This window comes from Nonomuraea sp. CX421 (assembly GCF_059358955.1).
This window is the reverse complement of sequence record NZ_JCADBK010000006.1, coordinates 180,501-192,926: the sequence shown is the minus strand read 5'-3', so window position 1 is coordinate 192,926 and position 12,426 is coordinate 180,501. Positions and strand designations below refer to the sequence as shown.

At 71.5% G+C, this 12,426-nt stretch carries 12 protein-coding genes; 5 read left to right on the top strand and 7 right to left on the bottom strand.

Going from position 1 to position 12,426, the window contains the following annotated elements:
* Nucleotide 1: 1 nt before the first annotated feature.
* A complete protein-coding gene (locus AC5L3X_RS14075) occupies nt 2-730 on the bottom strand; it encodes a class I SAM-dependent DNA methyltransferase (protein WP_494857356.1) in 729 nt (242 codons plus the stop codon).
* A gap of 192 nt (nt 731-922) precedes the next feature.
* Here AC5L3X_RS14075 and AC5L3X_RS14070 point away from each other — a divergent pair, with 192 nt between their 5' ends.
* A complete protein-coding gene (locus AC5L3X_RS14070; RefSeq protein WP_494857355.1) occupies nt 923-1,225 on the top strand; it encodes a hypothetical protein in 303 nt (100 codons plus the stop codon).
* A gap of 43 nt (nt 1,226-1,268) precedes the next feature.
* On the opposite strand, the gene AC5L3X_RS14065 is transcribed toward AC5L3X_RS14070, so the two are convergent.
* The 3 genes from AC5L3X_RS14065 to AC5L3X_RS14055 form a co-directional block, all read right to left on the bottom strand.
* A complete protein-coding gene (locus AC5L3X_RS14065; RefSeq protein ID WP_494857354.1) occupies nt 1,269-1,961 on the bottom strand; it encodes an N-acetylmannosamine-6-phosphate 2-epimerase in 693 nt (230 codons plus the stop codon).
* Between the two features lie 165 nt (nt 1,962-2,126).
* The gene (locus tag AC5L3X_RS14060; RefSeq protein WP_189128184.1) at nt 2,127-2,612 is read right to left on the bottom strand and encodes a GNAT family N-acetyltransferase; all 486 of its coding nucleotides are present in this window, start codon (nt 2,610-2,612) and stop codon (nt 2,127-2,129) included.
* A gap of 119 nt (nt 2,613-2,731) precedes the next feature.
* Nucleotides 2,732-3,001 carry a dsRBD fold-containing protein gene (locus AC5L3X_RS14055; RefSeq protein WP_225263269.1) on the bottom strand — a complete coding sequence of 90 codons (270 nt, stop codon included), beginning with the start codon at nt 2,999-3,001 and terminating at the stop codon, nt 2,732-2,734.
* A 239-nt stretch (nt 3,002-3,240) separates the two neighbouring features.
* Here AC5L3X_RS14055 and AC5L3X_RS14050 point away from each other — a divergent pair, with 239 nt between their 5' ends.
* Nucleotides 3,241-3,456, top strand: coding sequence for a hypothetical protein (locus AC5L3X_RS14050; RefSeq protein ID WP_189128182.1), 216 nt, complete (start codon nt 3,241-3,243; stop codon nt 3,454-3,456).
* The gene (locus AC5L3X_RS14045; RefSeq protein WP_494857353.1) at nt 3,453-5,591 is read left to right on the top strand and encodes a peptidase domain-containing ABC transporter; all 2,139 of its coding nucleotides are present in this window, start codon (nt 3,453-3,455) and stop codon (nt 5,589-5,591) included. Before AC5L3X_RS14050 ends, AC5L3X_RS14045 begins: the two co-directional genes overlap by 4 nt.
* 80 nt (nt 5,592-5,671) lie before the next feature.
* On the opposite strand, the gene AC5L3X_RS14040 is transcribed toward AC5L3X_RS14045, so the two are convergent.
* Entirely contained in the window at nt 5,672-9,571 is a 3,900-nt protein-coding gene (locus AC5L3X_RS14040) for a S8 family serine peptidase (RefSeq protein ID WP_494857352.1), read from the bottom strand.
* Nucleotides 9,572-9,763: 192 nt separating this feature from the next.
* On the opposite strand from AC5L3X_RS14040, the gene AC5L3X_RS14035 reads away from it, so the two are divergent.
* Nucleotides 9,764-10,738, top strand: coding sequence for a helix-turn-helix domain-containing protein (locus AC5L3X_RS14035; protein ID WP_494857351.1), 975 nt, complete (start codon nt 9,764-9,766; stop codon nt 10,736-10,738).
* Nucleotides 10,739-10,784: 46 nt separating this feature from the next.
* On the opposite strand, the gene AC5L3X_RS14030 is transcribed toward AC5L3X_RS14035, so the two are convergent.
* On the bottom strand, nt 10,785-11,156 hold the full coding sequence (locus AC5L3X_RS14030; protein ID WP_494857350.1) for a DUF5997 family protein: 372 nt from the start codon (nt 11,154-11,156) through the stop codon (nt 10,785-10,787).
* A 55-nt stretch (nt 11,157-11,211) separates the two neighbouring features.
* Between AC5L3X_RS14030 and AC5L3X_RS14025 the strand changes: the two genes are divergently transcribed.
* The gene (locus AC5L3X_RS14025) at nt 11,212-11,940 is read left to right on the top strand and encodes a LysR family substrate-binding domain-containing protein (protein WP_494857349.1); all 729 of its coding nucleotides are present in this window, start codon (nt 11,212-11,214) and stop codon (nt 11,938-11,940) included.
* Nucleotides 11,941-12,027: 87 nt separating this feature from the next.
* Here AC5L3X_RS14025 and AC5L3X_RS14020 read toward each other — a convergent pair whose 3' ends face one another.
* Nucleotides 12,028-12,426 (bottom strand): hypothetical protein, encoded by a 399-nt coding sequence (locus AC5L3X_RS14020; protein ID WP_494857348.1) that lies wholly within the window; start codon nt 12,424-12,426, stop codon nt 12,028-12,030.

Genomic DNA, 12,426 nt, shown 5'->3' with positions numbered 1-12,426 from the left:
GTCAGAGCCGGTAGACCGACACGTGTGCGGTGCTGGCATCGGTGAACGCGGCGCCGTCCCAGTCGGACCAGCGGTGCTCCAGCTCCATGCCGGCCAGGCGGGCCATCAGGTCGAGCTCGGCCGGCCAGGCGTAGCGGTGGTTGGCCGGCAACAGGCGTACCCCTTCGGCGGTCATCCTGACCTTCGTGGTGCGCATCAGCTGCTCGGCCGGGAACACCTGCGCGGCCTCGGCGACGACCACGTCCTCGCTCATCGACAGCAGCCGCAGTGCCGAGCCGTCCTGGAAGGCGTTCAGGTTGGGCACCCAGGCCTCGACCACGAACCTGCCACCGGGCCGCAGATGCTCGGCCGCGTTGCGGAAGCATCTGACCTGGTCGTCCTGCGACGGCAGGGCGTAGATCGTGTTGGCCGCCAGGAGCACCAGCCCGAACCGGCCCTTCACCGTGGCGGCGGAGAAGTCGCCCACGATCACCGCGATGTCCTCGCCGCCCGGCTTGGCCCGCAGCACCTCCACCATCTCCGGCGACCCGTCGATCCCCGCCACGCCGAGCCCACGCGCCGCCAGCGGGAGCGCCAGGCGGCCGGTGCCGATGCCGAACTCCAGCACGGGGCCGTCGCCGGCCAGCTCGTGCAGCCGCTCGACCGCGCGTTCGGTGGGCAACTCGCGCACGGTCGCGTCGTAGATGTCGGCGATGCTCCGCCCGTAGGCGGAGGCGTCGAACGCCGGCATGACACACCCCCCGGTTCATGAGTTTCCGCAGTGGATGCCCGGGGGCGAAGTGCCTAAACGAGCACGTCGGGCGCTCGCGTCCGGGGCGAGAACCGGGTTCCGGGACGGACGCCGTCAAGACCCGGCAAAACGGCCCGCGGCTCGGTTACCGGCCTCCACCTCGGGTAACAGCACCTCACCAAGGGGGAAATCATGATCAAAATGCTGCACAAGATGGGCATCAAGTCCCAGCACGCCTACATTGCCGGCACCGCCTCGATCGGCCTTTCTTTCGCGTCGTGGATGCTGTCCAGGAACGCCAAGGGCTCGGCTCTCGACCGGGCCGACCGCTGGGGCATCTTCGTCGGCGAATGGGCGCCGACGTTCTTCGCCCTGGGGGTGGCGCTGCGCATCGAGGAGACGCACCGCGACCTCGAGCAGGAGCAGGAGCAGGACGCCGACATGCTCCGGCGTTCGACCGCCGGGGTCAAGCAGCCTGCGCACTCCAGGTCCTAGGACGACGGCGGCGCCTCGGCGAGGCGCCGCCCGGTCCGCCCCCCTATCCGGCGGCCTCGATGACGGTGGCGGCAGGAGTGACCCGGGCGAGCCGGCCGGTGATGGCGATCGGGTCGGTGATGGCGTCACCCACGACCACCGACCAGGCGCCGGCCGCGAACGCCTGACGTACCTGGTCCTCGGTGCGGTAACGGCCCTCGGCGACGACCCGTACGCCGCGCGCGGCGAGCGCGCCCACCAGGTCGAGATCGGGCTCACCGGGCGTGGGCAACTGGCGGGCGGTGTAGCCGGACAGCGTGGTGCCGATGACGTCGGCGCCTGCCGCCCAAGCCTTCAGCCCTTCCTCGACCGTGGAGACGTCGGCCATCACCGGCCGGTCGAACTTGCGCCGGACGGCGGCCACCAGGTCGGGGCCCGACGGCGACTCGGCGGTGACGTCGATCGCGACGATGTCGGCCCCGGCCTCCACGAGCCCGGCGGCCAGACGCAGCGTCGGCGTGATGAGGTGCCGGTGCGCGAAGGGCACCCTGTGCTGGCCGATCACCGGCAGACCGGTGCGCTCGCGCACCGCCAGGACGTCCTCGGGCGTGTCGATCCGCAGCCCGGCGGCGCCGCCGAGCTCGGCGCACTCGGCGAGCCTGGCCACCATCCCGGTGTCGCGCAGCGGGTGATCCTCCGGCACCTGGCAGGAGACGACGAGCCCGCCGCCGATCCTGTCGAGCTGGTAGCCGCTCACGCGGCGGCACCCAGGTACGCCCATCGTCGGACTCTCATCCACGCATCCCAGGTCGTATGAACAGTTGATCAGATCGGTATAGCCCAAACCTGGCTTACGGTCAAGATCGCATATCCGAAACCCGGCCCGGACCACGCCGGCTGGGGCCCCGGCGCTCCCTCGCGCTCACGACCGCCGCGACGCGCCGCTCCCGAGCCGCCGGAGCGGCTCGTCGGTCAGCCTGAACGTGGTCCACTCGTCCATCGGACCGGCGCCGAGCGACCGGTAGAAGGCGATGGCCGGCTCGTTCCAGTCGAGGACCGACCATTCGAGCCGCTGGTATCCGCGCTCGACGCAGATCCGGGCCAGCTCCGTCAGCAGCGCTCTGCCGTGCCCGCCGCCCCGCCGGTCCGGCCGTACGTACAGGTCCTCCAGGTAGATGCCGTGCGTGCCGCGCCACGTGGAGTAGTTGAGGAACCACATGGCGAACCCAGCCACCTCTCCCCCGTCCTCGGCGATGTGCGCGAAGACGGCGGGCGCGTCGCCGAAGAGTGTGTCGCGCAACTGCTCCTCGGTGACCTGGACCTCCTGCGGAGCCTTCTCATATTCGGCCAGGTCATGGATCAGTTCGAGGATCAGGGGGACGTCGTCGGGGGTGGCGATGCGAATCATGCGCTCAGGGTAGGGGACCTTCGCCACCTGTCCGTACGGGGTCCGCGAGAAGACGAGCGCTCCCGCGGACCCCGTACGGACGGCGCGGCCGTCTCTGCCGTGATCAGGTCCTGCCGTGATCAGGCCAGCCCCACTCCCGAGCCGGATCTCGCGTTGCGCACCACGTCCTGGTCGGCCACCCCGAGCAGTTGCCGGGTGAGGTCGTCCAGCGCCCGGGCGGCGGCGAGCTCGTCACCGATTCCCGCGGCCGGCGGGTCGTGCGGATTGCGGTGCGCCTCGCCGTAGCCGGTCAGCTGCGCGTCGGCCGGAGTCGCGAGAGTGGCCTGCGCGGTCGTGGTGTCGTCGTTCTCGGATATGTCGATCTGAACGTCCCAGTGTTTCTCGTTCACGATCTTCACCTCCTCCCATCCCTCGTTCTCCCCCTACCCACCACCAGGCCGGGAACCCGGCCCGTCCTCCGGCAGGCGGAGCCCGGGGCTCAGGTGGTTCCCAACTGACTTCCAAGCGGCCGTTCCTAGCCTTCTCCAAGGCCGGGGCCGGTTCGGAGCCTCGGCGACCGGCGTTCGGCACGAGGCCGGCCGAATCGGACAGGGTCGCGGAGACGCGGCGGGAAGGAACGGCACTGGACGTGGCCGGCCACGAGGCCCCTCAGGCGCACGACGCCCCCGGGCGGCACGGCGTCTACCGGGAGGAGGCGCTGCGCGGCCGCGACGGCGCCCACACCGGCGACCGCCTGTCGCTGGTGATCAGGACACCCTCGTTCCTGCTGCTGTGGGTGGCGGTGGCGGTCATCGCGGCGGGCGCGGCCGTGCTGACCGCGGTGATCCTGGAGACGGTCCGATGATGCGCCGCGTCCCCGTCCTGCTGCAGAACACCGACACCGAGTGCGGCGCGGCCTGCCTGGCCATGGTGCTCTGCCACCACGGCCAGCGCACCACCCTGCTCCAAGTGGCCGAACGGCTCCAGGTCGGCAGGGACGGCCTGAGCGCCAAGGCCATCGTGGACGGCGCCCGCGAGCACGGCCTGAAGGCGCGGGCCTTCTCCCTCGCGCCCGAGGACCTGGCGCGGGTGCCGCTTCCCGCGATCGCGCACTGGGAGTTCAGGCACTTCGTGGTGGTCGAACGCTGGTCGCCCGACCGGGTGGACGTCGTCGACCCGAGCCAGGGCCGTCGCCGGCTCACCGCCGAGGAGTTCAGCGCCGGGTTCACCGGCGTGCTGCTGGTCTTCGAACCCGGAGAGGGATTCCACCGGGGCACGACCTCGATGGCGAGCGCCTGGCGCCGCGAGTTCCTCCGCACCCTGTTCCGGCGCCGTCGCGGCCTGCTCGCGCAGGTCATCGCCGCCTCGCTGCTGCTGCAGTTGCTCGGGCTGGCGCTGCCGCTGTTCTCCGAGCTGCTGATCGACACCATCGTCCCCGCGCGGGGCGCGGAGCTCCTGTCGCTGCTGGGCGTCGCCGTGCTGCTGGCGGGCGCGGCCCAGCTGGTGATCGGTTACCTGCGGGCGGCGCTGCTCGTCGCCGTACGCGCACGGGCCGACCAGGAGCTCACCGAGGGGGTGGTCGGTCACCTGGTGGCCCTGCCCTACCGCTACTTCACCCAGCGCGGCAAGGGCGACCTGGTCACCCGCGCCGCCGGCGTCTCGACCCTGGGCGACATCCTCACCGGCCAGGTCGTGGCGGCGCTGCTCGACGGCCCGCTGGCCGTGGGCTACCTCGTCCTCGTGTACCTCTGGGACCCCGTCTTCGGGGTGGCGCTGACCGGCGTCGCCCTCCTCCAGACGGTGCTGCTGCTGGCCACCACCAACCGCATCGCCCTGCTCACCCGGCAGGAGCTGACCGCGCTGTCCGCCTCGCAGAGCAGCCTCATCCAGGCGATCACCGGCATCGAGACGCTCAAGGCGTCGGGCGCCGAGAAACGGGCGGTGGACCAGTGGTCGGGCCACTTCGCCAAACAGCTCAACGCCGACGTGCGCAGCGGCCTCACCAGAGGTTTCCTGGAGGCCTCGCTGTCCGCGATCCGGGTGGTGGCGCCGCTCGGGCTGCTGTGGCTCGGCGCCTGGCGGGTGCTGGACGGCGAGCTCACCATGGGCGAGCTGATCGCGCTCAACGCCATCGCGCTCGGTGCCCTGACCCCGCTGAGCTCACTGATGACCGGCCTGCAGAGCCTGCAGCAGGCCGGCGCGCACTTCGACCGGCTGTCGGACATCCTGGCCTCCGAGCCCGAGCCGAGCGACGGCATCGAGGTGCTCCGGCTCCGCGGCGCCGTGGAGCTGCGCGGCGTGAGCTTCCGGCACGACCCCCGCGGCCCGTGGACCGTGCGGGGCGTCTCGGTCGCCATCCGGCCCGGACAGAAGGTCGCCCTCGTGGGCGCCTCCGGCTCGGGCAAGAGCACCCTCGCCAGGCTGCTGCTCGCGCTGCACCTGCCCACCGAGGGTGAGATCCGCTACGACGGCGTCCCCGCCGCCGAGCTGAACCTGCGCACCCTGCGCCGCCAGTTCGGCGTGGTCACCCAGGACCCCTCCCTGTTCAACGGCTCGATCAGGGAGAACATCGCGATGAACGACCCCGGCGCGTCACTCCGGCGGGTCGTCTCGGCGGCCCGGCTGGCCGGGCTGCACGACGAGATCGCGGCGATGCCGATGGGCTACGAGACCGTGCTCACCGACGGCGGCGGGCTGTCCGGCGGCCAGCGGCAGCGGCTCGCCCTGGCCCGCGCCGTGCTGTCACGGCCCAAGGTGCTGCTGCTCGACGAGGCCACCAGCAACCTCGACAGCGCCACCGAGGCGGTCATCGAGGCCAACCTGAGCCGCCTCGTCCAGACCCGGATCGTCATCGCCCACCGGCTCAGCACGGTCCGCGACGCCGACCTGATCCTCGTCATCGACTCGGGACGGGTCGTGCAACGCGGCACCCACGCCGAACTCATGGCCCTGGGCGGCAGGTACGCCGACCTGGTCGCCGCCCAGACCGTACAAGGCTGACGCGCGTCACGGAGCCGGCCGCTGAACGCCCCTTCCAGGGGGATGGGGAGCGCCCGGAGGGCGCTCCCCATCCCCCTTGTTCACTTGACCTTGTAGGCGTCGACGATGGTCTGCCGCACCGAGTTGCCCGCGGAGTCCGCCGCCTCGGTCCTGATGCTGACCGTCCCCGGGGTGTCGGGGTGCCTGGTCACCACCCGATGCGTGGTGCCGAGGCCCGGTACGACGACGGCCGGAGTCCAGTGCGCGCCCTGGTCGGCGGACGTCCACACACGGAGCCTGGTCGAGCGGCCCACGCCGCCCTTGGCGTCGAAGGTGAAGGTGAACGGTCGGCCCGCCCGTACGGTGTCGTCCGCCGGCAGGCCGAGGCGGTGGACGAGCTGGATGAGCGGCAGCTCGGCGCACGGGTTCTGGTCGCCGAACAGCTTGCCGTCCAGGCAGGGGAAGGAGGGCTTGCCGGCCGCCGGGCGGGCGGAGCGGAACGTCCAGCTGGTGTCGACGCTGGTGCCGCCGTGCCGGCCGGTGAAGCCGTCCTTGAACACGTTGGTCAGCCGGTAGACGCCCTCGCCGGCGGGGACCGTGTAGTAGGGCAGGCCGAGCTGATCGGTCTCGGGCGTCAGCTCCCGGTCACCGCTGAACAGGCGGGTCTCCTCGGTGCCCGGCGCCCCCTGGTAGGAGTGGCTCGGATCGGAGGCGTCCGCGTAGTAGCCCAGGCCCGCGGCGCTGAGCGTGCGCAGGCGCAGCCGGTCGCCCTGCCGGCAGGTGTCGCAGAAGAGCGCGAGATCGAAGTTGGCCGGCGTGTCAGGGCCGACCGCGGCGCGGGAGGGCACCAGCGGCTCGTTCCAGTGCTCCGTCTCCCGCACGGGCCGTGGGAACCCGCGGTTGGACGTGGCGATCCGCATGGCCTCGGTGGCCCCGGTGTCGCTGAACTGGTAGCCGCGCTGCCACAGCAGGTCCGGAGCGAGGACGCTGTAGTACTCGGTGCGACTGGCGGGGATGGCGAAGTTGATCGACGCCCGGTAGCTCAGGTTCACGCCGGGACCGAAGTGGTGGTTGACCTCCGAGGCGTTGGTGCCGGGGCCGTGCCTGCCCGCCGGAGGGGCGAACTGGGCGTGGTAGGTGGTGTCGATCTGCGCGAGCTCGCTCGGCTTGACGGTGAAGCTCAGGTTGCCGGGGACGCCGCCGCGCAACCAGGAGGCGAGCTTGTACTCGTACGGATTGGTCAGTTCGGCCTTCAGGTCGGCCCGCAGGGACGACTTGCCCGCCAGAGCCGCCTCCACGCGGGCGATGTCGGCCTTGCCGAGAGAGATGACCGGGATCTTGGCGTGGTCCACGTACGGTTCGACGGACATCACCCGTCCCATGTGGCTGCCCGCGAGCACGCCCGCGGCGCCGGCGGCCACCGCCGCGTCCACGCCCGCGAGGAACTCCTCGGGAGCCTCGCCGGTGACGTAGGCCAGCTTCCCTCGCAGGTTCCCTCCCCTGGCCAGGGTGAGGCGGCGATCGGTGGCGAACTTGGGCATGGCGTCGAGCCGGTCGGTCGCGTAGTAGGGGTCCAGTTCCTGTCCCGCCACGGTCAACCGGACCTGTGCGGCGCGGCGGATCTGGTCGAGGTTCAGCACGGCGCCGCCCAGCGACGGGGCCCTGGTGGGCGAGACGAAGAAGCCGCTCGGCCGGACGCCCTCGTAGACCGTGATGAGACCGCTGTGCGTCTGGCGTCCGGACGCGGCCGACTGGGTGTACATCATGTTGAAGCCGTTCGCCTCTGACGGCCGCGGCGTGGCGAACTGGATCGGCTTGGTGCCGCTCCAGTCGAAGGTGACGGTGGCGTCGCCGTCGAGGCGCAGCTCCGGCTCGATCATGAGATGGTGCTGCGGCTCACGGTCCGGGACCGCGAAACCCAGCACCTGGGTGATCGCCGAGTAGACACCGCCGTGCGGCAGCCTGACGTCCTGCTCCCAGGTGTTGTCCGTGTCGGTGGCCCGCCACTGTCCGCCCTGGAACTCGAGCGGCTCGCCGTCCAGGAGCGGATCGGTGTCGTTCATCCGGGAGAAGGAGATGGTCGAATACATCCTGGACCACTTCGGGTCGCCGACCAGCCTGACCTTCAGGGTGTTGTATCTGGCCCCCTTGTGGAAGGCGATCGGCGCGGTCAGCCGTTCGGTGCCGCCGCTCGCCGTCAGCCTGCCCGCGTACCAGCCGGCGGCGCCGACGGTGGGCTCGATGGTGAGCCGGGCTTCGCCGGTGCCGCCCGCCGGGATGGTCAGCGACGACGGCGTGACCGTCGCCATCCCGTCGGGGGCCGCGGCGTCGCCGTGCGCGAGCGCCACCGACAGGGCCAGGGTGACGGACTCCTCGCCGGTGTTGCGGTAGGTCACCTTCCTGGTCAGCGTCTGGCCGTCGTACGGCTCGACGAACTTGGCCGACACCTCCGACAGGTCGCCGAAGACGTGCTGGGTGACCGCCCTGCCCACGTCCAGCCGTCCGGCGCCCAGGTCGTACGGACTGCCTTCGAGGGGTTGAGCGGTGGCGACCAGCGCGGTCTTGAGCTGCTCCGGGGTCCAGCCGGGGTGTTTGGCGGCCATGATGCCGGCGGCGGCGGCCACATGCGGCGTGGCCATCGAGGTGCCGGAGGCCGCGGTGTAGTGGTCGTCGATCGGTCCGCCCATCGCGGTGCCCGCGGCGCGTGCCGCGATGATCCGCACGCCCGGAGCGGTGATCTCCGGCTTGATCGTCGGGACGTCCCCCAGGCGCGGGCCGCGGCTGGAGAAGTCGGCGACCCGGTCCGCGCTGTCCACCGCGCCCACGGTGAGCGCGGCCGTGGCCGCGCCGGGGGCCGCCACCGTCGAGGGATCCGGACCCGAGTTGCCCGCCGCCACGACGAAGAGCGTGCCGTGCTCGGCGGTGAGCTCGTTCGCCGCCTGGCTCAGCGGGTCGGTGCCATCGGTGGGGCTCCCGCCCAGGCTCATGCTGACCACCCGGACGCGGCGGGTCTCCGCCTGCCACTGCATCGCGGCGATGATCTCGGACGTCTGCCCGCTGCCGGAGTCGTCCAGCGCCTTGGCGATGCTCAGCCGGGCGCCCGGAGCCACGCCCTTGTACCTGCCGCCGGAGGCCGCGCCGCTGCCCGCGACGATGGCGGCCACATGGGTGCCGTGCCCGTGCCGGTCGGTGACCACGTCGGGATCACCCCCGCCGGGATTGCCCTCGGGCACGAAGTTGCGCACGGCGGCGATCCTGTCCCGCAGGTCGGGGTGCTTGTCGTCGACGCCGGTGTCGATGATCCCCACCTCGGCGCCGGTGCCGTCGAACCCGGCGGCCCAGGCGGTGGGTGCGCCGATCTGCGGGTTGCTCACGTCGTCGAGGGTCTTGACCCTGGCGTCGAGCCAGACCTTGCGCAGGCCGGCCCCCAGGGCGGGATCGGCGGTCGCCGACCGGCCCTTGGCGATCGACGGCGCCTCGCCGCGGATCGACTCCCAGAAGGCGCCCACCTGCTCCTTGTCCACCTTGAGCGCGGCGCCGTCGATGCTCTTCAGCACCAGCGGATCCTGGCCGCCCTTCAGCGCGCGGACCTTACCCGCGATCTCGGAGTCCTTCACCTGATCCTGGTACTGGACGATCAGGCCGAGGTCGCCTCCCTTCGCACCGCCACCGGCTGCGAGGGAGTCGAGGTTGAACAGCTCCTTGTCCAGCAGACCCGCGCGCACGTACGGCTGGACGTCGCTCGGGAACACGTAGTAGCCCCGCTTGTCCTGCAGGGCCCGGTAGGTGAGGGCCTCGCGGCCGGGGGCGAGGTCCACGGTCACCGAGGCACGGCCCGAGCCGTCCTTGGCGTAGACGACGGTGTCCCCGGTCAGCAGCGTGAGCCTGACCGGGGACATGACGACGGATGACGGTTTCACGGCCGGGGCGGGCGGCGCCGCCGACGCGCCCTCGCTGACCGCGGCCAGCGGCACGACCGCCAGCAGTAAAGCTCCGAGCACACGTAACCTGGGGGATTGCACCATCTGCGCGACAGCCTCCGAACACTGCGGCGCCCCGGCCGATCACCGGCCGAAGGCCATGGAGATCAATTCTTTGCTGACTTAATCTTGGGAATCGGTCACCGCGCAAGGGCGCACTCCGGACTGGAACCCGCCACATGGCGGGATGCCGCCAGATGAGTGAGGTTTCGCATGCTGGAAGCGATCGGGCTGTCACCGACCGAGAGCCACCTGTATTCCACCCTCGTCGACCAGCCGCGTTCGACCGCCGGAGAGCTCGCGGCGTGCTGCGGCCTGACGACGGCGGCGGTCGCCCGCATGCTGGCGACCTTCGCCCGGCGCGGCCTGGCCAACCGGTTACCCGGGCGCCGCGCGCGCTACGTCGCCATCTCCCCCGACGTCGCCTTCAAGCCCATGCTGGCGCTGCGCGAGGAGGAGCTGAACCAGGCCCGCTCGGCCGTCCACGACCTGACCTCGTCGTTCCACCGCGCCACCAGGAACACCGTGCACCCCGGCGAGCAGATCGAAGTGATCACCGGCGCCGAGAACATCCTCAGCCGCGCGTACGCGATCCAGGACAGTGCGCGGGCCGTCTTCCGCGTCATGGAGAGACCGCCGTTCGTGATGTCCGTCCTCAACAGCAACGAGGACCGCGAACGTCAGATGCTCCTCGCCGGCATCGACTACCGCAGCCTGTACGACCAGGAGACCCTGACCCTGCCGGGCAAGCTCGACACGATCTGGTCCGCCTGCGCGGCCGGCGAGCAGGCGCGCGTGCTGCCCACCGTGCCGCTGAAGCTCTGGATGGCCGACGAGGCGCTCGCCCTGGTCCCCGTGTTCAACGGCGTGGACGGCATCAACGCGGCATTCGTGGTGCACCGCTCCACGTTGCTCGACGCCCTCCTGGCCCTGTTCGAGCTGGAATGGAAGCGCGCCTCCCCGCTGCGCGCGGCGCCCAGGCCGGCCTCGCCGGACCACGGGCCCGCCGAACTGGACAGGAAGCTGGTCGGACTGCTCGCCGCCGGCCTGACCGACGAGGTCATCGCCCGCTCACTCGGCCTCGGCCTGCGCACCGTGCAGCGCCGCATCCACCTCCTGATGAGAGACCTCAACGCCGTCACCCGCTTCCAGGCGGGCATGGCCGCCAGAGAACACGGCTGGACCTGACCTTCGCTGCCGCGCGGTACGGCGAGACGTCCCTGAGGGGATCTGTCTAGCGTTGCCTGAGGCGGAGGGCCTCTTTGCGGGCCTCGGCGTGGATGGACCGCTCGCGCTCCAGCCACGCCGGGTTCTCCGCCTTCAGCGCGTCGATCTCAGCGGTGGTGAGCGGTCCGGTGATCCCGCCTCTGGCCAGGCCGGAATGGGAGACCCCGAGCTTCGCGGCCACGACCTGCCTGGGGTGCGGGCCGTTGCGGCGCAGGTCAGCGAGCCAGGCAGGTGGCGACGACTGCAGCTCGTTCAGCTCGTCCCTGGAGACGACACCCGCCTGGAACTCGGCGGGAGTGGCCGAGAGAAGGACGCCCAGCTTCTTGGCCGCGGTCTCGGGCTTCATCGTCTGGACGGTCTTCGGTTTGGACGAGGTCATGGCGCCAAGAGTAGTCAGTCCGAACGGGTTCCCCTGCCATCGATACCCTGTGGACGTGACTGATGGAGAGATCGGCGGAGTGTTCCGGCTGGCGTACGCACCTGGGGTGACACCCGCGAAATGGGTCAACGTCTGGACCGAGAGGATGCCCGGCGTGCCGATCACCCTGGTCACGGTTCCCGCCGCCGAGGTGGTGCGACTCCTGCGCGACGGCGGCGCCGACGCCGGATTCGTCCGGCTGCCGGTCGACCGCGACGGGCTCAGCGTGATCCCGCTCTACGTGGAGACCACGGTGGTCGTGGTGCCCAAGGACCACGCGGTGGCCGCCGCCGACGAGGTGACCATCGCCGACCTGACCGACGACGAGGTGTTCCATCCCCTGGACGACACCATCGAGTGGGCGGCCCGGCCCGGGCTGCCCGCGTTCACCCGCCCGGCCACGACGGCGGACGCGGTCGAGCTGGTGGCGGCCGGCAGCGGGCTGCTCCTGGTCCCGCAGTCGCTGGCACGCCTCCACCACCGCAGGGATCTCACGTACCGGCCGGTGCCGGACGCGCCACAGTCTCAGGTCGCGCTGGCCTGGCCCACGGACGCGACCACCGACCTGGTGGAGGATTTCATCGGCATCGTCCGCGGGCGGACCGCGAACAGCTCGCGGGGCCGTACCCCCGCCTCCCCCTCGGCGAAACCGGCACCGCGGCAGGCACCGAAACCCGCACAGAAGAGCTCGGGCCGCCGGGCCGCGCCGGCCGGCCGCAGAAAGAAGGGCCCCCGGCCTCGGTGACCCGCGGCCCCGTGGCGAGTGCGGTTGAGCCCACCGATGCGGCCATCCGGGCGGCGGCGCGGCAGGCTCGCTCGTCTCGTTCCACGCCTACCCGCCAGGACAGTCGCTGTCACCACCGCTGTATTCAGCGCAGTAGCCGGACGGCAGAGGGGGCGGAGGCCGGCGCAGCTCCGCTTGGCGCGCGTCCAGGTACAGCCCCGTCGCGACGAACCCGGCGATCGCCACTGCGATGAGGCCGAGGATCCACGCGCGCACGACCCTGCCGGTGAAGACACAGATGCCAGTCGCGAGGACAGGCGCGCCGGCCGAGATCACGATGGCTGCGGTCTCCCACGCCTTCGTGCCCTCGCGGTCGCCTTCGGGATATCCCAGCGAGGCACCGATCATCTGCCAGAGGCACACCGGGACTCCGACGCACCAGATGATCGCCAGAAGGGTGAGGATCATGCCGCTGACCGCGCCCGGCTCCGAACCTGCCGTCTTCAC